The organism is Butyricimonas sp. (assembly GCF_019423355.1).
Classification (GTDB): domain Bacteria; phylum Bacteroidota; class Bacteroidia; order Bacteroidales; family Marinifilaceae; genus Butyricimonas; species Butyricimonas faecihominis.
This window is the reverse complement of record NZ_JAHZBP010000008.1, coordinates 1-23,472: the sequence shown is the minus strand read 5'-3', so window position 1 is coordinate 23,472 and position 23,472 is coordinate 1. Positions and strand designations below refer to the sequence as shown.

General features: G+C 39.0%; 16 protein-coding genes. All 16 read left to right on the top strand.

Going from position 1 to position 23,472, the window contains the following annotated elements; all coding sequences use genetic code 11:
* Position 1: 1 nt before the first annotated feature.
* The 16 genes from QVC79_RS11815 to QVC79_RS11745 all read left to right on the top strand — a co-directional run bounded on the left by QVC79_RS11815 (position 2) and on the right by QVC79_RS11745 (position 22,861).
* The gene (locus tag QVC79_RS11815; RefSeq protein WP_270594967.1) at positions 2–1,084 is read left to right on the top strand and encodes a TlpA disulfide reductase family protein; all 1,083 of its coding nucleotides are present in this window, start codon (positions 2–4) and stop codon (positions 1,082–1,084) included.
* A gap of 242 nt (positions 1,085–1,326) precedes the next feature.
* Complete coding sequence (locus QVC79_RS17785; RefSeq protein ID WP_353844577.1) at positions 1,327–1,542, top strand: DUF4369 domain-containing protein; 216 nt, start codon at positions 1,327–1,329, stop codon at positions 1,540–1,542.
* Positions 1,508–2,293, top strand: a complete 786-nt coding sequence (locus tag QVC79_RS11810; RefSeq protein ID WP_270594965.1) for a TlpA family protein disulfide reductase — start codon at positions 1,508–1,510, stop codon at positions 2,291–2,293. The genes QVC79_RS17785 and QVC79_RS11810 overlap by 35 nt, the downstream gene beginning before the upstream one ends.
* 297 nt (positions 2,294–2,590) lie before the next feature.
* Positions 2,591–3,187 carry an RNA polymerase sigma-70 factor gene (locus tag QVC79_RS11805; protein ID WP_270594964.1) on the top strand — a complete coding sequence of 199 codons (597 nt, stop codon included), beginning with the start codon at positions 2,591–2,593 and terminating at the stop codon, positions 3,185–3,187.
* A gap of 57 nt (positions 3,188–3,244) precedes the next feature.
* Positions 3,245–4,426, top strand: coding sequence for a FecR family protein (locus tag QVC79_RS11800; RefSeq protein ID WP_270594962.1), 1,182 nt, complete (start codon positions 3,245–3,247; stop codon positions 4,424–4,426).
* An 82-nt stretch (positions 4,427–4,508) separates the two neighbouring features.
* Positions 4,509–8,189 (top strand): SusC/RagA family TonB-linked outer membrane protein, encoded by a 3,681-nt coding sequence (locus tag QVC79_RS11795; protein ID WP_270594959.1) that lies wholly within the window; start codon positions 4,509–4,511, stop codon positions 8,187–8,189.
* 10 nt (positions 8,190–8,199) lie between these two features.
* On the top strand, positions 8,200–9,747 hold the full coding sequence (locus QVC79_RS11790; protein ID WP_270594957.1) for a RagB/SusD family nutrient uptake outer membrane protein: 1,548 nt from the start codon (positions 8,200–8,202) through the stop codon (positions 9,745–9,747).
* An 11-nt stretch (positions 9,748–9,758) separates the two neighbouring features.
* Entirely contained in the window at positions 9,759–10,703 is a 945-nt protein-coding gene (locus QVC79_RS11785) for a hypothetical protein (RefSeq protein ID WP_270594956.1), read from the top strand.
* 130 nt (positions 10,704–10,833) lie between these two features.
* Complete coding sequence (locus QVC79_RS11780) at positions 10,834–12,162, top strand: TlpA family protein disulfide reductase (RefSeq protein ID WP_270594954.1); 1,329 nt, start codon at positions 10,834–10,836, stop codon at positions 12,160–12,162.
* 35 nt (positions 12,163–12,197) lie between these two features.
* Complete coding sequence (locus QVC79_RS11775; protein ID WP_270594953.1) at positions 12,198–13,517, top strand: TlpA family protein disulfide reductase; 1,320 nt, start codon at positions 12,198–12,200, stop codon at positions 13,515–13,517.
* 219 nt (positions 13,518–13,736) lie between these two features.
* Positions 13,737–14,273 carry an RNA polymerase sigma-70 factor gene (locus QVC79_RS11770; protein WP_270594949.1) on the top strand — a complete coding sequence of 179 codons (537 nt, stop codon included), beginning with the start codon at positions 13,737–13,739 and terminating at the stop codon, positions 14,271–14,273.
* 135 nt (positions 14,274–14,408) lie between these two features.
* Complete coding sequence (locus tag QVC79_RS11765; RefSeq protein ID WP_270594947.1) at positions 14,409–15,584, top strand: FecR family protein; 1,176 nt, start codon at positions 14,409–14,411, stop codon at positions 15,582–15,584.
* Between the two features lie 83 nt (positions 15,585–15,667).
* On the top strand, positions 15,668–19,240 hold the full coding sequence (locus QVC79_RS11760) for a SusC/RagA family TonB-linked outer membrane protein (protein ID WP_270594946.1): 3,573 nt from the start codon (positions 15,668–15,670) through the stop codon (positions 19,238–19,240).
* A gap of 11 nt (positions 19,241–19,251) precedes the next feature.
* The gene (locus QVC79_RS11755) at positions 19,252–20,700 is read left to right on the top strand and encodes a RagB/SusD family nutrient uptake outer membrane protein (protein ID WP_270594945.1); all 1,449 of its coding nucleotides are present in this window, start codon (positions 19,252–19,254) and stop codon (positions 20,698–20,700) included.
* 34 nt (positions 20,701–20,734) lie between these two features.
* Entirely contained in the window at positions 20,735–21,748 is a 1,014-nt protein-coding gene (locus QVC79_RS11750) for a hypothetical protein (RefSeq protein WP_270594944.1), read from the top strand.
* 18 nt (positions 21,749–21,766) lie between these two features.
* Positions 21,767–22,861, top strand: a complete 1,095-nt coding sequence (locus QVC79_RS11745) for a thioredoxin family protein (RefSeq protein WP_270594943.1) — start codon at positions 21,767–21,769, stop codon at positions 22,859–22,861.
* The last annotated feature ends 611 nt before the right edge of the window (positions 22,862–23,472 follow it).

Here is a 23,472-nt window from a genome sequence, read left to right as displayed (position 1 = left end):
TATGAACAAGAGATTATTTTTGAGAGGTTTCATTTTTTTATCAGTATGTCAAGCGTTGATGTCTTGTGTTGATGGGTATAAGATTATAGGAAATGTTCCAGAGCTTGCGGATGGAACTCAAGTGTATTTACGTTTGGTTGGGCCTCCGTCAAGAGATATAGATAGTGTATGTGTTAAAGATGGGTATTTCGAATTTGGAGGACTTTCGGTAGAGAAACCTATCTGGGCTTTAATTAGTGTTAAGGGGCGTTTTAGTGCTTTATGTGATTTTTATTTGGAAGATGGAAAAATTAATGTGAAGGGTATATCTTCTCATAAAGCTATCGCTTCTGGAACGCCAATAAATGATCAATATAATATTTATAATCAAACTATATCGGTTTATAATGATTCCCTTTATCGTGTTAGTGTAGAAATAAGTCTTGCGGAAGAGGAGGTTGATAGAGAGGGGTTGATGATGCGTCGGGATAGATTGCAAAAAGAAATGGAAGAGCGAGAAATTGATTTTATCAGAACTTATCCAGATTCGCCGATAGCATTACGAATAATATCTTATAGAGCTTCTAAGATCTCTTCTCAACAAATAAGAAAGATGATATCCTATTTAGGGCCTAAGATGCAACAAGAGCGAGAAATTGTTCAAATAAAAGATTATGCGGCAAGATTGGCTAAAACAGAAGAGGGTGCAGTAGCGCCGGATTTTGCATTGAATACAATTGATGGAGAGAAGTTTATTTTGTCCCAAAAACGAGGAAAATATGTGTTGTTAGATTTTTGGGCATCTTGGTGTGCTCCTTGTCGAGCAAGTTTTCCTACAATTGCCAAAATTCATGAACAATATAAAGGAAAAGCCTTATCAGTGATTGGTGTTTCTTTGGATAAAGATCAAAAAGCATGGGAAAAAGCTTTGAATGAAGAGGGATGTACTTGGACACAAGTTTGTGATTTGAAAGGGGAAATTGCTAAGCAATATGCAATAAAGGCAATTCCTGCTTTAATATTGATTGATCCAAACGGGAGAATTGTTGGTCGATTTGATAAAGGAGAAATTGTAAGTAAATTGAGTCAGATAATTACAGAGTAATTACAGAACAATTTTATAAGAGGCAAGAAATTAGTAAGCAAAGCTAATTTCTTGCTTTTTGATGGCGATAAAAAATTTTTTGAAGTAATATAATATCAACAAATGATACCGGTTTTGTTTATGAGAAAATTGCAATTTATTCTTGCTGGGATACTTTGGGCTTTGATTTCATGTCAACCTGATAATATATATATCAAATTGTAGGTTTTGCTGATGGATTGAAAGATGGAGACACTGTATTGATGTACAGGTTACTCTGTCTAGAAGCTATTTCGGTGGATACCGCCATCAGTAAGGGAGGACATTTTAAATTTGTAGGAAAAGTAGATTCTGTCTCAGCTCATGCTATTGTGTTGAGACAGAATAAACAGTCAGTTCGACTAACATTCTTTTTAGAGCAAGGGAATATTAAAATTAATGTTTTTGAAAAAGGAAATAAGTGGAACTGTTTTGAATGATATTTGGAATAAATATAACATACAAGCGGATAGTATGTGTGCAGAACGGTCAAGGGTGTATGCAATTTTGAGAGATACCATGTTGGCAGAAGATGTTCGTGAAATTCAGTGGAAATTGATTCATTCGAAATTGCATAGTTCTCATGCGCATATGTTACAAACGCTTAAAGTAAATATAGATAATTCTATAGGACTTTTTTTGTTGATGAGTAATTATAAAGGAATGAACTTGGAAGTATTGGATACCATTCTTGGGATTCTTCCTGTAAGATATCAAGAAAATGAATGTGTTTTGCGTGTAAAAGAATATTTGTATAAAGAGAGTAAAACATCTGTTGGAAAGTATTTTATAGATCTTGAAATGTTAACTCCAGAGGGGAAAAAGGCGAAACTTTCAAACTATGTTTATAATAATAAAGTTACTTTACTTGAATTTTGGGCTAGTTGGTGTGGACCTTGTTGTAGAGAGATACCTGATCTTGCTCGACTGTATGATCTTTACATGGATAAAGGTTTAGAAATTGTGGGTGTTTCATTGGATGTTAATCAGGCAAATTGGAAAAAAACTATTGATATGATGAATATATCGTGGCCTCAGATGTCCGATTTGAAAGGAAGACACGGAGAAGTTCTGCGATATGGTTTGAGAGGAATCCCTACTCTGTTTTTGATAAATCAAGAGGGTATAATTATTGCAAAAAAAATAGGAGTGAATATGGTTTATGAAGAATTGGAAAAAATATTGAAATGATCCGTTTCTTTCTGTTGTAATTTTGTTTTTAATGATAGGTAAAATATGATATATAGAATTTGTTTTAACGTGGTCAAATTTGACCACGTTAAAATGAATGTAGGATTATCTTTTTTGTTTTACAAACGCTATTGGCATTTATAATAAAATGTAAAGTTTTAGGGGGAAATAATAATCACTTTTTTTGATCATAAAGAAGATGATTGTGAGAAGGAAGAAATTTTTGATGATGCTCAAAAGAATTTTTGTGGGTAAATTTTTCTTCTGTGTTTTGTTTTTCTTAGATTTGTAAAATCTATGGAAATAAATATGCATTCTTTTGATAACCATGAAATATTGTTGTGTGCTTTGCAGAAAGGAGAGGAGAAAGCTTTTGTGTATATTTTTGATTGTTACTATGATGGGTTATTGAATTATGCGGGGCGTATTGTTCGGGAGACGGAGTTGGCTCATGATTTGGTGCAGGAGACGTTTTGTAAGTTGTACGAGGATCATGCAAGTTTGAATATTCATTTGTCTATAAAATCTTATCTTTATAAATCAGTCTATAATAGTTGTTTGAACGAGATCAAGCATCAAAAGGTGGTTAGTAATTATGCAGATCGGGAGTTGTTGGATTTTTATTTTTCTGAGATCGTACAGACGCCGGAAGCGGAGTTAGTGTTGTTGGGAGAGGATATAAATAATGCTCTTCGGGAGGCGATTGATAAGTTACCGGAACGTTGCCGGGAAGTTTTCATGTTGAGTAAGATGGAAGAGTTGTCGAATAAAGAGATTGCTGAACGCTTGGGAATATCCGTGAAAACAGTTGAGGTTCAAATGACTAAAGCGTTATCTCGTTTGCGGAAAGAATTGGAATGGTTGTTAAGCTTGATTTTTTTTATAAATTTTTGAGTATAGCGTAGGGGTTTCTTCTTTTCAAGTTGTCATAGGAGTATAAACAGAGAAACTATGACGAATGAGATTGATCAATTAATATGGAATGTACTTGACGGGAAAGCGTCAGAGGGGGAGATTCGTGAGTTGAAAAGCTGGATGGAAGAGAGTGAGAAACAACGGGAATATTTTCGCCAATGGAAGAAAATATGGAATATGACAAGTGGGCCGACATTATCTACTGCTCGTAAGCAACAGGAGAAAGAACGTTTCTTGAGATCTATTCATAAATCATATATGGGGAAAGCTGGTAGGCGGAGAATAATGCACTATTGGCCGGTGGCTGCATCCATTGTTTTATTGGTAGGGGCGTTTGTCGGGTTTGCACTCAATGAATGGAACCGGATGAAAGTTGATCGGCAATTGGCTCAAGTTGAAAGAATTGTTCCGGGGGTGAAAGCTGAGCTAATCTTGTCCACGGGTGAAAAGGTGTGTTTGGTGCAGAAAAGCGAATTTATAGAGGGGATGAAAGAAACCGGCATCCAAAATGATTCTTTAGCGGGGTTGAATTACGTGGGGGCAAAGGTGCAAGGTAAGGATGTGAATGAGGAGGTGGTGTATAACACGATGCAGATTCCGGTAGGAGGATTTTATCAATTGAAATTGGCTGATGGAACGAAAGTTTGGTTGAATTCGCTCACGCGGCTTCGTTTTCCGGTAACTTTTACCGGAGAAGAGCGGAAAGTATATCTGACCGGAGAAGCTTATTTTGAAGTTGCACGAGATACAGAATACCCTTTTATTGTGGCCACGGATGAAGGTATGGAAATTAAGGTATATGGGACGGAGTTCAATGTAGACACCTATCGGAAAGGTGTGGTAAAAACGACGTTGGTAAATGGTAAGGTTGGTATTCGGGTGAGAGCCACGGGAGAAGAAGTGAAACTCACACCTAATCAGATGGCTTTGTTTACGGTGGCAACTCAATCTGTAGAGGTGGAGAATGTCGATCCATTCGGAGCGGTTGCTTGGAAGGATGGTAAGTTCGTTTTTGAAGATGAGCCGATAGAGGAAATCATGGAACGTTTGAGTCGCTGGTATGATGTGAAGGTGTTCTATGCTAATGAACGTATTAAAAAACATACATTTACAGGGATTATTACTCGTTTTGCAGATATTTCAGATGTACTTCATTTAATGGAGGAAACAGCGGCAGTGGAGTTCAACATTCAGGGAAATACTGTTACAGTGAAATAAAAAACCGAAAGTTGTGGGCCAACTCTCGGTATATGATAGGATGTAAGTTTACATCCAGTGTTAAATAGTAAATAACAAATTTATGGAAAAAAAACGAAAGTGGGTTGGTTTAAAGAGTATTTTAAACTTAAAAAGTGTAAAGTGTAAAGCTTTGCAAGTATTTTTGTTGCAAATATTTTTGCTAGTACCGTGGGGGGTAATGGCTATGGATCAGAAGGTTACCATTCATCTGGAACAAGTGAAGGTGCAGGAAATTTTTAAAGAGATTAATAAACAGACCGGTTTGAATTTCGTGTACAGTGCTATGCAGCTGAATGAGATCGGTATGGTTTCTTTAAACGTAAAAGACGTAACCGTTGATTTTGCATTGAAAAAGTTATTTGAGGGCAAGCCTTTCACGTATAAGTTTGAGATGCAGTCAATTATTATCCGAAAGATTGAGGTTATGCCGAAAGGGAAAACGAGTCGGACGATTCGAGGTGTTATCACGGATAAAGCGAGGGAACCGCTTCCCGGGGTGACAGTATTATTGAAGGGAACGAGTGTCGGAACTGCTTCCAACATGGAGGGAGAGTTTGCTTTAGAGGTAATGAAAGATGTGGATTCATTGGTTGTAACTTTTGTTGGAATGAAAACACAATACGTGAAATTACGGCCAGAAATAAGCATATATAAGATCCAGATGGAATACGATGTTGAGGAGATGGATGAGGTTGTGATTACGGGTTACCAGACAATCGATAAGAGAAAAAATACGAGTGCCGTTCAGACCTTACAGATGGATGATATTAAGGTGCCGGGAGTGACACGGGTTGATCAATTATTGGAAGGGCATGTTCCCGGTATGACGTTTATGCAAAATTCCGGTCAAGTGGGTGCAGCTCCTAAATTGAGAGTGCGGGGAACATCGACCATTTTGGGAAATCAAGAACCGGTGTGGGTGTTGGATGGAATTATATTACGAGATCCGGTGAATGTGAGTCCGACATTAGCTAATAATTTGGATTTCGTGAATTTAGTGGGAAATGCGATTTCTGGTATTAATCCGGATGATATTGAGCGCATTGATATTTTAAAGGATGCTTCTGCTACAGCTCTTTATGGGGCGAAGGCTGCTAATGGTGTGATTGTTATAACGACTAAAAAGGGGAAAGCTGGAGCTCCTTCCGTGACATATAACGTGAGTGGAACTTATACGAGAAGACCTCGTTACACGGATAATAGTATTTACTTGATGAATTCAAAGGAACGTGTTGCTTATTCCCGTGAATTGGTTGAAAAAAGATTGTCTCTTCCTGATATTCAAAATTACGTGGGATACGAGGATGCCATTAATAAATTATTGAATGGAGTTTATACTTACGAGCAATTCCAACAGGAGGTGAATCGCATCGAGACTGTGAATACGGATTGGTTTAAACTGATCACGGAGGATTCATTTTCGCATAATCACACTTTAAGTTTGTCCGGGGGAAGTGAAAATGTTCGTTACTATGCTTCTTTGGGATATTCTGATGAAAAAGGAGTTATTAAGAAAGAAAAGAATGACCGGTATTCTACTTTATTGAAGGTGAATGGAAATTTTGACAAATTGGCATTCAATTTCATGATTCAAGCGAATCGAGGAGAACGGCATTATGCGAATTCGGAAGTTGATATTTTGAATTATGCCTATAATACGGCTAGAACGATACCAGCCTATAATGAGGATGGAAGTCTATACTATTACACGAAAAGCTATAATCACCCCGAGGGAAGAAAGCGTTTACATTTGGCATTTAATGCGCTGAATGAGATGGCGAATTGCCGGGATGAGTATAATACTTATGCTGCAACAGTTACCACGGATTTGAACTATCGTTTTAACGAGAATTTAAAGGCTCAATTGATGTTTTCTTATGGAATGAGTAATACGACACAAGAGACGTTCATGAATGAATCATCTTGGTATGCAGCTTGTCTTCGAGGAACGGATTATGGGATTGCACTACCGGATGAGGTTAAGAGTTGGAGTTTATTGCCGATGGGTGGGGAATATCGTGAGGATATTTCTCGGAATGATAACTATACCGCACGTTTACAGCTGGATTATAATAAGTTCTTGGATAAAGATCGTAAACATTTGATAAATGCGTCTGTCGGGTTTGAATTATCATCTAATAAATATGTTGGGAAAAAACAAACCCATAGAGGGTATTTACCGGAGAGGGGAAAGATTATTACTACGTTTGATCCGACAGTTTATACTTCATTTGCTCAATGGCAGATGAATACTGCAGGGGCAACCCGAGGAGTTATTACAGATAATATTCAGAATGAATTGTCCGGTTATTTAACTTTGACATATACGTATAATAATGCTTATTCTTTGAATTTTAATACTAGGGCTGACGCTTCCAATAAATTCGGGGATCGGAGTAATGAACGTATTTTACCCGTGTGGTCTGTTTCTGGTAGTTGGGATATGAAATCTAATGTTTTTGCGGGAGTGAGTTGGGTTAATTTGTTAAGTCTGCGAGCATCCTATGGTTACCAGGGCAATATTTTGAGCGATCAAAGTCCGGAGTTAATCATTGAACGAGGAGATTATAATGACGATTTCGGGAAATATGAATCGGAAATAAAGCATTACCCGAATCCGAATCTGCGCTGGGAGAAAACGGGAACGATCAATGCCTCTGTGGATTTTGCTTTATTTGACAATCGGGTGCGTGGTACCGTATCCTACTTTTACAAGAAAACGAAAGATGCTTTCCTGACCAAAACGATCTCGGATATCAACGGTATGGATAGTTACGTGGTTAATTCAGGTACCTTGGAGAATAAAGGTTTTGAGTTGGGATTCAATTTTACTCCGATTAAGGCAGGTGCAGAGGTGGGAGGATTTCGTTGGGATTTCGATCCTCAGATCGGACAAATTGTGAATACATTATTGTCAAAGGCCGTGAATAATAATAGTTTTGATAAAGTGCAGGATGAAATTCGATTTGAGGACTATTTGAATGGTGATGTGCTAATCGAGGGAGAACCTTTAAATTCGTTTTATTCTTACAAGTTTGCAGGATTGTCTGCGGTAGATGGACGTCCGATGTTTTATGATATTGACGAGGAAATGAAAGATGAGTATGTGAAGATGGACAAAGAAGAAGTGTTCCGTCGGGTAATGAAGGTGTCGGGAACGAAAGTGCCGGTGATACAAGGTGGGGTTACTAATACTTTTTCTTACAAAAGAATGACTTTGGGGATTCATTTTTCTTATTCGCTAGGTTCAAAAATTCGATTGTTGAAGTTATATGGGGAGAATTCGGGAGGCTCTAGCGTGGCTTTCCTACCGGAACGAAATATGCGTAGAGAGTTTGTTCATCGTTGGCAAAGACCCGGAGATGAAAAAAGAACTAATATTCCGGGATTGCTTCAGAATAGTGAATATACACAGACTTTAATGCCTTGGTGGAAGTCCGGAAATTACAGCTCAATCAAATTTGCAGAAAATATCTGGCAGATGTATGATAATTCAGATATTCGGACAGCAAGTGGGGATTATTTGAAATTACAATCTATTTCATTTCGCTATATGCTGCCGGAAGAGTTTTGTAAGAAATTGCATCTAAAATCAGCTAATATCGGTATTTCTGGAACGAATTTATTCACAATTTGCAGTTCAAAATTGAAAGGTCAGGATCCTTCACAATCAGGAACTGCCGATCAATTGAATCTTTCGATTCGTCCGACATATTCAATGAATCTAAGTATAACATTTTAATTGAAGGATGATGAAACAATATATTATTTTAGGTGTACTGGTATTCTTGTTTGGAAGTTGTGATAGCTTTTTAAAGGAGTATTCTCAGGATCTGGCGTATGCTGAGACGATAACAGATTTGGAAGAGGTGCTGATCGGTAACGGATATCTTGATCGAGGTACAAGTTTTAAGTGGTTACATACGATGGATGACGATTTGGAAGAATCGGTAGTGAATTCCAATTATACGGATTATGAGAATTTCTTTATTTGGGCAAGTTACCCTTGTACAAGAAATAATACGGTATATAAGGATGAAACTTGGGTAACCCTGTATAAAAATATCAGTGCTATTAATGTCGTGTTATCCAAACTTAAAGATATTTCCGATTTCCCGGAAGAAGTGGAGCGTTTGCGTGGAGAATGTCATTTTTTACGAGGTTTTTATTATTATTTTTTGGTGAATACTTATGCTAAGCCTTACGTGAAAGAGTCGGCTTCAACGGATTTGGGCGTACCTTTGAAGACCACGGAGTATATTGAAGATATTTATTTTAAGAGAAATACCGTGGAAGAAACTTATTCATTAATTACGAGTGATTTGGAGGCTTCAGCTCGCTTGTTAAAAGGGAAAGCGCATCAAAGTGTTTTTCAAGCAAATTATCATGCTGTTCAGGCTTTTTTGAGTCGTGTCTACTTGTATTTAGGTGAATATGAAGCTGCTCTACAAGCTGCAGATTCTGTTCTACAAGGGGATTATGTGTTACTGGATTATAACGAATTTGCACAAACGGTAGCCTCTCCTGCAGATATGTATGGAATACATGATATTGTTCCGGTTGATGTGATAAATCAAGCTTCTGTGGAAACAATTTTTACTCAAGGAGCGGGTACTTTTGCAGGAAATATAAGTGCTTTTGGCATTGCATCCGGGAGTGAACTTGCTCGTGTCAACAGATATAAAGCTTCTGAAGATCTTGTTCAAATGTACAGTAAGGAGCAAGATCGGGGGACAGATTTACGTTCGACATTTTTTATGTATGTGAACCAGACAGATCCGACTAGTAAACGATATATTCAGAAACAGACAACATCTTCTTTGACAACTGCATCTTCTGAATTTTTACTGCGTTTACCTGAAGTGTTATTAAATAAGGCGGAGGCTTTAGCGATGTTAGGGAGAGATGTGGAGGCAATGGCTGTATTGGAGGAGTTACGAGTGAAACGGATTGTAGCGGCAGAATATAAAGAATTGGATGCGAGGAGTGGAAAAAAACTGATTGAATTGATTCGGGATGAACGTCGTAGGGAATTATGTGGAGAAGGGCATCGGTGGTTTGATCTACGTCGTTATGCTGTACACCCGAAATACCCGTCAACAAAAGAGATTGTACATGATCATTATTTCTATGATAATTCAATCCGACAGGTAACCTATGTTGGTAGTTATAGACTGAATATGTACGAGTCTGAACCGGCATATGTGATTCCGATTCCCCAACATGTGATTGAGTTTAATAAAGGAAATATGGTTGATAACGAAACAAGACCGGATCGAGAGGCATTTATACGTTTTTAATGATGAAAGATATGGAAAGATATATATGGTTTATATTGGCTTGTTTTCTAGCTGTAGGATGTAGTGATGAAAACGAATTAAAACCGTCCCTTGCAGATCGGGATTGGTTCGTGATCGAGGATTCGGAAGATCCTATTGGACATGAAAGATTTTTGTTGTATGAAAAATATGGAATTCCTGTTTTTGTGAATGATACAATCGGGGTGGAAGAACGCGGTGTGGATTATTATGGGAATCCCGTTATGTATTATTGTACTTTAGATATAAATTACACGGTTGGGGCTCCTGTCACAGATAATGGACTACAATCTAGAAAGTATTCTTTATTAGAAAGCTCGGAAGATCAATTGGCAGGAATTTTTTTTCTAGATAATTATCTTATACCGGCATTGCCCGAAAATATGTATTTTAATTCCATTCTTTTACTGGATTCTCTATACGAGATGCGTATGACCGGATGGGCAGTGGAGAGGAAAGATATAAACGTGTATCAGGGGGCATTGACATTAGCAATAGGACAAGTGAAATCAATTGCTAAAATGACGCCAGAGGAACAAAATAAACACAAAGGGCTTATTTTAGCGACATTGGCATTGAAGCAATTGGATGAAGAACAATTGTCAGATTTTTATATGGTTAGTTATGATCCCGTCAAAAAATTTAGTTACTATCAGCAAATGGTTACTCCATCTCCTAGTGCTGCCATGTCGTCTGCAAAATGTGAAGTGTATGGTTTCTTAGACTATGATAGTCGATACTATGCTATGAATGAAGGAAAAGATCCATCACAATGGATATATTACACGTTGACAAGGGCCAATGATTTAGAAGATTTTGTTTTGGCCTATTTTCAATATAGCGAGAAGGAGTTTAAAGAATTATATGCCGATTATCCATTAGTATTGGAAAAATATGAAATCATAAAGACATTAATGACGGATTTCGGGTATATGTAAATAAGTAATTCAAGAATTTAGAGTTGAGATATTTGTTTAAGGAAGGGGAATCCCCTTCCCTTGCTACCTCTCTGTTCTTGTAAAATAATGATAAGACAGAATATTGGGTATTGTATTTAAAAATGTATGTATGAAAAAGATTAGTTTATTATTATGGGTACTTTGTACAAGTGTTACTTTATTTGCTCAAAAAAGTACAACGGTAAAGGGGTTTGTGAAGCACAAACGGACACCGGAAATAACGCTTTTTGAGATAGAGAATGGGGACATGAAAGTATATGCCACGGCAACGATGGGACGTGATAGCTCCTATCGTTTTACATTTATTCCGAAAAAGACAGGTTTCTATGCGGTGGGAGATCGCCGAATGAGTTTCCCGATTTACGTGAAGGGGGGAGAAGAGATCAATATTGATTTATTGGAGAAAAAAGCTATGTTGACGGGAAAGAATACTAAGGAAAATCAGGCTCTTTATCAGTGGGAAGATTTTGCTAATAGTATTCGTTATCAATCTATTGTGCCAATGGTGATGCAGACAACTTATAAAGAGTTTTTTCCGGAGTTTACTCAGTTCGTGACTAAGCTAGATTCAATAAAAGGAGCGATCAAAAGTGGAGATCCGAAATTTGACGAATTGATTCGAAAGAAAATAGATTACGACGTGGATTATTATGCCATGATGTTTTTGATGACGCCGCGTACTGTACATCCTCAACGTTCTGATTGGCCTGCCTTTTATAGCACAATCGTATCAGACAAAAAATTTACTTCTACCGACGTATTGCAGTTCCCGCGGGGGATTAATATGGTGTTAGCTTATACTAATTTTGCAACCATGAGTGGTTCGGATAGAAAAGGTGCTGATGCATTGAATAATAATCAGTTGAAAGGAGAGACCCTTTTGTGGACATTTGCTGCGTCCGCGAAGTTTTATCCTGAATATGAAATTTTCATAGAACAAAATGACGCAATCTTAACACCGGATCAAAAAGAAAGAGCCAAAGCTATTGCAATAAAATTGCGTCCTTCTGAGGCAGGTAAACCTGCAAAAAATTTTACTTATCCGGATATAAATGGGAAAGAAGTTTCTTTATCTGATTTTAAGGGGAAAGTTGTGGTGGTAGATGTATGGGCCACTTGGTGCGGACCTTGTAAAGGGGAACTTCCTTTTTTGAAAAAGTTGGAAGAAGAGATGCACGGAAAGGATGTGGTATTTATCGGCGTATCATTAGATGAGGCAAAAGATAAACAAAAATGGATTGATTTTGTGAAGAAGGAAGATTTGAAAGGTGTACAGTTACATGCTTCAGGATGGAGCCAGATAGCTAGAGATTATGAAATTAAAGGAATCCCACGTTTTATGTTGTTTGATAAAAAAGGGAATGTAGTTACTGAAAATGCACCTCGTCCTTCTAATCCGATGCTGAAGAAGATGATTGAAGAAGAATTGAAAAAATAATGAATGAACTTTTTTGTTCAGGAGATGATTAGATTATGAAGAAAGAGAGAGTATTATTATCATTGTTGTTTCTTTGTGTGAATATGGTTGTATTTGCACAAAAGCAAACAACTTTGGAAGGCATTGTCAAGTATAAAAAACTACCGAAAATTTCACTTTTCTCAGTGAAGAACGGAAGAGTGAAAGAATGTACAACAGCTACGGTAGAACAGGATGGGTCTTATCGTTTTACGTTTCTACCGGAAAAGCCGGGTTTTTATGCTTTGGGTGATAAGCAAAAAAATTTCCCTGTTTATGTGAAGGGGGGGGAAAAGATTCAGATTGATTTGTTGGAACAGGGGGGGGTGACGGGGAAAAATACGAGAGAGAATAAGGCTCTTTATCAATGGGAAAAATATGTGAATGATTTGCGTGCCATGACAGGAAGAGGGATAACTTATGAAGAGTTTTTCCCTTGGTTAACGAGATTCGTTACAAAAATTGATTCCGTGAAAAAAACAATTAGGAGTGGAAATTCAGGATTTGACAAGTTGATTCATAGTAAGATAGATTATGACGTGGATTATTATGCCATGATGTTTTTGATGACCCCACGGGCTGTACATCCTCAACGTTCCGATTGGCCTGCTTATTACGATTCCATTCTTTCTGAAGAAAAATTTGTTTCAGATGATATGTTACTATTCCCGACAGGTTTTGAAATGTTGATGATGTATTATAATTTTACCTATAAAATTGCGCCGGATGGGCAAGGCGAAAAAATATTTAGTAACGATCGTTTGAGAGGAGAAGTTCTTTTGTATATGTTTTCTATACGTGCAAAATATTATCCTGAATACGAAGTTTTTATGACGGAAAACGAGGAGATTTTGACGGAAGATCAAAAGGAGAGAGCTAAACAAATTGCTACTAAATTGTATCCTTCTTTAGCCGGACAACCGGCGAGAAATTTTACTTACACGGACGTGAATGGAGAAAAGGTTTCTTTATCGGACTTCAAAGGTAAGGTTGTGGTAGTGGATGTATGGACAATGACTTGTGGGGCTTGTCTGGCACAGCATATCTATTTAAAAAAATTGGAAGAGGGGTTGCGAGGGGAGGATGTTGTGTTTATCGGGATGTCGTTGGATAAGGAAAAAGATAGACAGAAATGGATAGACTTCGTCAAAGAGAAAAATTTGGAAGGCATCCAATTACATGCTGGTGATCAAAGTCAGTTTGCGAAAGACTATCATATCATAGGGGTTCCTCGTTTTGTCGTCTTTGACAAGAAGGGATGTGTTGTTATGGAGGAGGCTCCTCGTCCTACAGATCCTCGTTTGAAAAAAATAATTGAATCTGAATTACAGAAATGAATACAATTTGTTGTGTTCTGAAAAGAATAATATTGATAAAAGAGTATATCTGAAATTGGTTAGAATAATTTTTTCAAAAAATTATCGAGGAATTGCGGCATCTGAGCGGCAATTCCTCTTTTTTCGTAAATCATTATCTTGGTATGTTATTTTTTTAGTTTAATAAATTATTTAATTTTGTCAAAACGAAGTTCCGGGCGTATTAATGACAATTGCTATATGGCGAATGAACTTTTAGACAATAAGACTTTTGAGGATTTGTTCGAATTACATTTCACGAAACTGATGGGTTTCGTGTTTAATTATGTACGGGATGAAGAGGTAGCGAAGGATATTGTTCATGATGCTTTCCTTACGTTGTGGAGTAACCGGAAACGTTTAAATCCGGTTTATCCTGTAAAATCTTATTTGTTTACGTTGGCTCAAAATTGTGCGTTGAATTATTTGAGACATTTGCGTGTGGTGACGGGGAATGAACAGACTGTAACCGAATTGTTGGAGGCCGCGAATGAAGAATTGGATGATTACGAAAAACGATTGGTTCGTTTGGAGGAAAAATTGGCACAATTACCGGAAAAACAGCGGGAAGTGTTGGTAAAATGTGTGGTGGAAGGGAAGAAATACAAGGAGGTGGCAGAAGAATTGGATATTACCGTGAATACAGTAAAGACACATATTACTAGGGCTTTGAAATTCCTACGGGATGAATTACAAGAAGACTTGATCATGCTACTTTGGTGTCTGAAAAGAATGTAATGTTCATGTTTTCAGTAAATTGTTTGTCGTGATAGGATGTCTATAATAGATGTTCTAATTTTTTTCAAAAAACTTTATTTCTCTTGTCGCCCATTTTTGGGGGGTACGTGTATTAGCTATGAAAAATCAAGAGAGATGAAGTATAGCGAGAAAGATATAGAGTTTGCTAATCAGATCCTTACACGTCGAAACGAGTTGGATAACGGGCAAGTGGAGACTTGGATGAGTGATCCGGAACACGTGGAGATGTTGAAGGAATTTGTTGCTATCCGTCAGGAATACGAGAGTTGGAATTTCGAGCAGAGAAAAGCCGAGGAGAGGATACGTTTACACCAAGCCATTAACAGAAGGAAAAAACGTCAACTAGTTATGCGCTGGTCTGTTGCGGCATCAGTCTTTTTTTGTATCGTGTTGAGTTCATTGTATTTGTGGAATGATTCTTATTTAGCAATAGAGCAAAAAGTTCCTCAACAAGTTAATATAGGCGAGCGTAAAGCGTCTAAAGTTGAATTGATTTTGGCTGATGGAAAACGTGTTTCATTAGATGGTTCCGGACGCCAGATTCAAGATCATGGTGTATCCGGTATTAAGGATGATTCTTTACAGGGTTTGACTTATGTACAAGCAAAGATGTTGGATGAAAATGTGACGGAAGTTTTATACAATACGTTGAAAATACCGACTGGTGGATTCTATCAATTAGAGTTAAGTGACGGAACTCGGGTTTGGTTGAATGCCGAATCGGAACTACGGTTCCCAGTACAATTCGGTTCCGGGGAACGAGAGGTGTTCTTAAAGGGGGAGGCATATTTTGATGTGCAAAAAGATATTTCTCGGCGTTTTGTTGTTCATCTGAAAGAGTCGAATGTTACCGTGCTGGGAACTTCGTTTAATATCAAGGCGTACGGAGATGAAGATTATATTTATACCACGCTGGTAGAAGGAAAGGTGTGCTTTACCTCGGAGAAAGAAAATGAAGAGGTAACCTTGCGACCGGGTATGCAGAGCGTGTTGAATTTGAAATCGGGCAAGACGGAATTGAAGGAAGTGGAGGTTGAACAATTCACGGCTTGGCGGCAGGGACGTTTTGTTTTTCCTTCTACAACTCTGGGTGACTTGATGTGTCAGTTGAAACGGTGGTATGATATTGATGTGGTCTATCTGGCCCCGGAGGCGAAAGGTTATGAATTCCGGGGAGCGATTAACCGGGATATGGATTTGAAGAACGTGTTAGCTATCGTGGAAAAGACAAGTAATGTTATTTTTGATATAAATGGACGAACAATAAACGTGACAATAAAAAGTAAATAGGAGAAAAAACGAGGATTGCCGTTAACAACCCTCGTCTGATTCTCCAAAAGAGAACCTCAATTATTAATTTGAAATTCAAAGTTATGAAAAAAAAGTTTAGTTTGTGCCATTCCGGTACATACAGGGGATTTTTTAACCTATTTCATGGTGTGAGGGTTATGATATTCCTGATGCTGGTAGGGTTAACCCACGTATCGGCAACGGCTTCCAGTCAGAATGCGGTTATTAATCTGAAATTAAAAGATGTTAGCTTGGAAGAAGCCGTCCGCAGTGCGGAAAAACAATTAAAACAGGATTTCTTTTTTAATAAACAGGAAATTGATGTAAACAAGAAGGTATCTGTTAATTTGGATAATGCTTCGGTGGCAGATTTCGTACGGTTAGTGTTTGGGCAGAATTACGGATATGAATTAGTTGATAACGTGATTGTTGTTTCCCGGAAAACAGCAGCACGGGTGAATGTGAAATCCGTTGAAATTTCGGGTAAGGTCGTGGATAAAGATAATGTTCCGTTACCGGGAGTGACCGTTCTGGTGAAAGGAACCAGTTTAGGTACAGCCACGGATATAAACGGAACATATAAATTGTCTATTCCAGATCAACAATCGGTCGTGTTGGAGTTTTCATTTGTCGGAATGAAAACGAAAACGGTGACATACACGGGACAAAAGGAGATCAACGTGGTGTTGGAAGAGGATGTGAGTGAAATGGAAGAGGTAGTTGTGACCGGTTATCAGAAAATTGAACGTCGTAAATTGACGTCATCTATCACCACGGTAGATATGGATCAGCTGCGTATGGTGAATCAACCGAGTATTGATAAATTATTACAAGGACAGGTGCCGGGTATGACAATCGTGAGTACTTCAGGAGCTCCGGGAGCCGTTCCACAAATACGAATCCGGGGAACATCTACAATTAGTGGTAATGTTCAACCATTGTGGGTGGTTGATGGAATTATTCTTGAAGATCCGGTGGATGCTAATGTTGATGATCTTTTGAACAATAGAAATTTGATCGCATCCGGTATCGGTGGCGTGAACGTGGATGATATTGAGTCAATCAACGTGTTGAAGGATGCCGCTGCAACAGCTATTTATGGAACACGGGCTGCCAATGGAGTTATCGTGATTACCTCTAAAAAAGGTACTGCAGGTAAAACTCGTGTGACTTACAACGGGAGTATCACGATTGGAATGCGTCCGAAATTGAAGGATGCCTACATGATGAATTCGAAAGATCGTATTGATGTGAACATGGAGATGTTAGAAAAAGGGTTGTTAAAGGCCTCTTCCAATAGTGCCGGGCAATATGGAACGGTTTCCGATTTCGAACGTTATTTTATAGATGTGCATGATCATAAGATGAGTTGGGAACAATTTCAAGATCGAGTGAATCAGTTGGAAACCGTGAATACGGATTGGTTTAAATATCTTTTCAGGAACTCGGTAACCCATCGTCACAGTATTAGTATTTCTGGGGGATCGGAAACTACGACATTTTATCTTTCCGGTAGTTATATGGATGAACAGGCAACGGCTAAAAGCGTGGGAATGGATACTTACACGATGGCGGTAAAGGTATTCACCAAGTTAAGACATAATTTGAGAATCGGGGGAATGTTGGACGTCAATATGCGTAACAACAAGAGTTTCTTCGCTTCCGATTCACGAGAAAATCCTTATGAGTGGGCAATCTACACGACCCGGGCTCATAATGCTTACGATGAGAATGGTGATTTTAATTACATGTATTATAATGATTTGAAGTTTAATTTCTTGGAAAATCGGGAGCAAGCTTGGAGAAAATCTAAGAGTTTCGGGTTGAAGGGAACGGTTGATATCGAATGGAAGATTTTGCCGGATTTAACTTTCAGCAGTTTATTCTCTTTCTCTAAATCGAATACGACGGATGTGGATGTTGCAACAGAAGATAGCTATTTTGTACGTGCTCGTCAGAAGGATATGTATGATAATACCACTTTTGAACCGGTATGGCATGATGGTGGCTATCGCCAAAGTAAAGGAACGAATAATAGTTCTCTCACTTTCCGTAACCAGATTTCATACATGCCGGTTATTAATGAAGACCACCGTTTCGACGTGATGATTGGTCAGGAGATACGGACTTCTAAATACGAGGAGGAGACTACTCAAATCTACGGTTATGCTCATGATCGGGGACATCAACAAATTTTGCAATTGGATTTGATGGCAAAATTAGGCGTTCCTTACTGGACGGAGAACATGAATGAAACAGCGGCTGTATCTTGGTTCGGTGTGGCCGGTTACACGTACAAGAATCGGTACACGATTAGCTTCAATGCCCGTACGGATGGCTCTAACCGTTTCGGAATGAAAACAAATGATCTTTTCCAACCGCTTTGGTCAGTTGGGTTTAATTATCAAGTGAAGGAAGAGAACTTCTTGAGAGACGTGAAATGGTTGACTTATTTGACTTTGAAAGGATCTTACGGTAGCCAAGGAAACGTGGCAGATGCTTATTCTGACTTGGTGGCGAAAGTGGGTACGATCGATGCCATTAAGAACGAAAATTATTTGGTCATTTCTGCCCCGAAGAATCCGAATTTGAAATGGGAAAAGAACTATTCCACGAACTTGGCTTTGGAATTCGGACTATTTAATCGTAGAATAGCCGGTACATTAGAGTATTACTACAAAAAAGGAGTTGATTTACTTGGAAGTAAACAAGTGTCGTTGGTATCCGGATTCCCGTCAGTTTCTGTAAACTGGGCATCCATGAAGAATACCGGTTGGGAGCTTTCTTTGAACACGGTAAATCTTGATACGGGCGGATTCCGTTGGACCTCTAATTTTAATTTCGGTTATAACTATAATGAAATTTTGGATGCGTATTCAACACCGACATATAGTTCTATGACTAATGCTCAGAGAACGGATTACGCGTCTGCCGCTATCGTGGGTAAGCCGATTAACGGGTTGTGGTCATATAAATATGCTGGATTGAATGAAGAGGGACGTGCCCAGTTCTATAATGAGAAAGGGGAGAAAGTTCTGAAGGGGATGAATAATGTTGAGGGGTTGGAGTATTCTGGTACGACGATGCCTTTGGTTCAAGGTGGTTTCACCAACACGTTTATGTATAAGAATGTAACGTTGTCCGTGTTATTAGTAGGAAACTTTGGAAACGTGATTCGTTTACGGAACATGACGGACGGACAGGCTTTTGCTTACCCGGAGGCAACACAGAACATGTCTAAGGAGTGGGCCTCTAGGTGGAGAAAACCGGGTGACGAGAAGTTTACCGACGTCCCGAGATTAGAAGCTAATGAGTTTGATGATGCTGTTTTCTATCCCTACCCATCAAACGGAACGATGTACAATAACAGTGATTTGAGAACCGTGAAGGGCGATTTCGTGCGGTTACAGAATCTCTCTTTGAGTTATGACTTGAATTTGAAGAAACTTCGGGATTTAGGTATTCAGAATATTCGTTTTATGTTACAAGGAAATAACTTGCACGTGTGGAAAAATTCGAGATTAAAAGGCCAAGATCCGGAGGCAACGGGAGCTGTCATGAAATATGGATCAACGAGTAATGCTAATGTTTCTTTCGGGAACACGTATTTGCCATTATCTCGTACATACTCGTTCTCGCTATCTGTACAATTTTAATGTTATTAATTATGAAAAAGATATTATATACTCATGTGTTGATACTACTTACGTTGTTTAGTAGTTGTGATTTACTGGATATAAAACCGGTAAACAGTATGTTACCGGTTAGCGTGGAAGATTTTGAATCTGTTTTATTGGGTGGATACCCGCGGTCGAATTTCTTTATTAATACTGATTTGGCGACTGATAACGTGTATGCAAACCTGAACGCTTCGGCAGCCGTGACAAAGTCTTATGAACCGTGGTTTATCTGGGCGGCAACGCACCAATATAACGGGGCCGAGGATGGTTACTGGAAACAGTTGTATCAGTCTATATTTTATGCCAACACGGTGTTGGATGAATTTGCCGGGAAAACACCCTCTGCCGAAGAAAAGAATTTATTTGAAACGGTGAGGGGAGAGGCTTATGCTTTGCGTGCCTATTGTTATTTTTATCTGGTGAATCTTTACGCTGAGAATTATGCTACGGAGAATCTGGAGAAACCGGGTGTCCCGATGCCATTGAGTGCAACGGATGTGCATCAGAATACACAGAATAACGTTCGTGTTCCGGTAGGTAAAGTATGGGAACAAATTGAGAAAGACTTGGATGAGGCCACCAAAGATTTACAAGGCAAGGAAAGTAAGAGTAAGTATCGTTTTGATTACATTGCCTTGCAGGCTTTTAAGGCTCGTGTTTATTTGTTCATGAATAAATATGAAGAGGCAATTGAGGCCGCTTCGTACGTGATTGATGCCAAGGCTTTGTTTGATATGAACGAGATCCAGTCTTATTTAGATGGGTTGGACAAAATCTCGAATGCGTTTAGCTATACTTACGGGTTTATAGATACCGATTACCGGAATGAAGTATTGTTTTTCGTGGGGGGCATCGCTAATCAAAATCCCTACTATTATGGTAAAACTCGCTTTAAGCCAACGGAAGAATTATTAAATCTTTGTAAACGTGATCCGAATGTGATTGATTACAGACGGTATATTTTCGAATCGAATGCTGATCCGGAGAGTGCTGATTACGTGGAATTAGGACCGACCGTGTATCGGATGTTTGCTACTCAACAGAGTGATTGCTATTATATCGGGTTAAAATTGAGTGAGGCTTATGTGACTCGTGCGGAGGCATACGCTCGGACTGGAGAGAAGGATTTGGCTATTGCTGATCTGAATTGGCTTTTGGTGACCCGTATCAAGAAAGATAATTATGTCGCTTTGGATAAAGCTGATTTCACGGATGAGACTGCCTTGCAAAGAGTATTGGAAGAACGTCGGGTTGAGTTAGCGTTTGATTGTGGAATGCGTTGGCTTGATTTAAGGCGATTAGGGAAACCGAGAATTCAACATGCATACGAGAACGGACAGGTGTATACCTTGGAACAGGGGGATTTACGCTACGTGTTGCAAATTCCGGAATCGGAACAGTTGAATAGTCCTAATATGCCGTTGAATCCTAGATAAACAGTTGGTTTAATATTTATAAATATAGAATATCATGATAAAAGCTGGAAATATATATTTACTGTTGATCGCTCTCGTGTTATTTTTGAGTGGTTGTGACAAGGAGAGTAAATTGTCTCCGACGGAAGATTTGGGGATTGTCGAGATGTTTTCCCCGGATGAGAATGCAGATCCTCGTGTAAAAGCGATGTATAATGATTACGGGGTTTGGGTTCATACTTATTTTCGTAGTATTGATGAGCTGACGAATTCTATTTTGGCTGAAGATGCTCTTGTTGCCATGCGTGGAGCGGAGAATTTGGAGGAAGAAAAGATTCCGGAAGTATTAAATTATTCAGAAGCGTTGCTAAGTAATGTATCTAAAGAGTATGCCAATTCGTTTTTCCCGTTGGAGTTTTTCTACGTGAAACAATATGGTTCTCTTTACTGGATTTATCCCGTGAAAGCGTTGGGACGCAGTCGGTTGATCTTGATGTGGCCAAATACCACGGATGGAGCCATCCCGGTGACAGATCCGGTGAATCATTATTATCAAGATTCCGTGTTGACGGCTGAGGTGTGGAAAAAATTGGGTTCGATGATCGTGGCTCGTATGGAGGAACCCTTAAAAGAATTCGTGGCTGGTGGTAAGGCTTATGATGATGGAGAGGCTTACGAAAAATTGGGTAACGAGTACGATAAAGACGAGGAAGCATGGAAAAAGGAAAATCCGGATGCGGATGATGAAGACGAAGATGAAGTGAACAGCCGTCCTTACGTGATCAAGTATCGGAATGCCGTGAATGAATTATGCCGTAACGGGGGATATATTACCGGAGGAAGTTCTCGTTCTTTTGAGAGTGATTTTTCGGAATGGTTACGTTTACTCGTGATGGAGTCATACGAGAATATCAAGAAAGATTACTTGGATAATAGCAAGTCGAGAGCGTTGAAATATGAGATTATAATTAAATATTTCAAAGAGTACGGTTGGGATATTCAGGTTTCCGGGAATAAGTACCGGACGGAATTTGACAAGTATAAAGCTACATTACCTGTGGAAGATTAATTCTTTAATTTTCAGTGAATGAAAAAGGTAATTTTAATGTTGTTGTGTTGTTTGTCCCTCACCTTACTGCGGGCGCAAGAGGGGGTAAGGTTCGAATCGCTTACTTTCAAGGAGGCCTTGCAGAAAGCGAAGGAAGAAAATCGGTGGATTTTCTTGGATGCCTACACTTCCTGGTGTGGTCCCTGTAAGGTGATGGCAGAACAAGTTTTTACGCGAGCGAAAGCGGGAGTGTTCTTTAACTCCCGTTTCGTGAACGTGAAGTATAACATGGAGAAGGGAGAAGGCCCGGAACTGGCGAAGAAACTGGGTATCGGGGCTTACCCGACGTTCGTGTTAATTCGGCCGGATGGCGTGGTCCATGATAAGCTGGTGGGCGGGACGGATGTTGATGGAATTATTCAACGGGTGGAACATTCCATGAAACAAACGGAGACCGTGGGAACGTTGGCCATTCGATATGAACAAGGAGAGCGAGATAAGGAGTTCTTGTTGAAATACTTACGGGCTTTGTCGGGTGCGAGTGAGGTTCACCGCTTGAGAGAGGTTGCCGGAATTTTATCCGAGCAGTTGACGGATGTTGAGAAGATTGATTCGACGTGTTGGATTTTGTTTGATAATAATGATTTGGCCCCGTTTAATTCTGAGAATTATCGGTTTTTACTGGAGCATAGAAAACAATTTAGTCAACAGGTGGGACAGGAAAAAGTCGACCGACGTTTAGGGATGCTCTATGCGGGTGTTTTGTCATCCATTGTTTGGGGACGTGATACGAAAACGACTCTTGATGATATTCAGGAGATCGGGAATGTGATCCGAACGTTGAAAACGGATGATAAGAAACGTTTAAAGGCATACGTGGATCTGGCTAATGCTTACAAGGAAAAGAATACCGGTGAATTGTTGAAATTCTGCAAGAAGGTATTTCCCGCTTTCTCTGATACTGACGTGATGATGATGGTAATGCCCGTATCGGTTTATTTCCGAACTCAAGAGGATAAAGCGGCATTGAAAGAGTTTATTCAAGTGGGAAGGGGAATTATTCCAAATTTGAAGACACGAGAAAATATAGATTACGTGACCTATTATTTTGACGAACTGGCAAAGCAGATGTAGGGTTGAATGTTGCTTTTTGGATGCACCGTGTGGTGGGTGAGTGGTCCGGGATTCCCCGGATCACTTTTTTCGTGTCCGAGAGGAAAGAATAGGCTTTTGTCATTTGAGAAATAACAAGTGATGCCATAGTATATTGAAAGAAACCGTTTAAGTCTTGATTATGTGGTGGTATAGATAAAAACAGGGGGGACTTTTTGGGTATATGGAGGTGATAAAGACGAGATAAGTCGTTCGTGTCTCGTCTTTATCTTGTCTTTAAGGGACTTACCGGGTATGATAATGGTTGTTCATCGGTTGGAAATGCCCGTATCCAGCGTGGAAACGAATGTTTAGAAAGTTAACGTGTTTTAGCGTAAATATTCTTGTAATCAATGTTATAGCTTGCATCTTGTCGTTATGTGTTCGTTATTCTATCGTTGAAATAGGCTTCTATAGGAACGAAGAGATAACGAAGGGAAATGGGAGGGATGATGGTAGGATGTAAGTTTGGGTAGAGAGGAAGACAAAAGAAGAAACGAAAGAGTGTGCTTTCAAGTAGGTATATGAAAAATGGCGATAAGTGGTTGGTCTGTTTGAATTATTTTATATTTTTGAAGATCAATAAACGAACG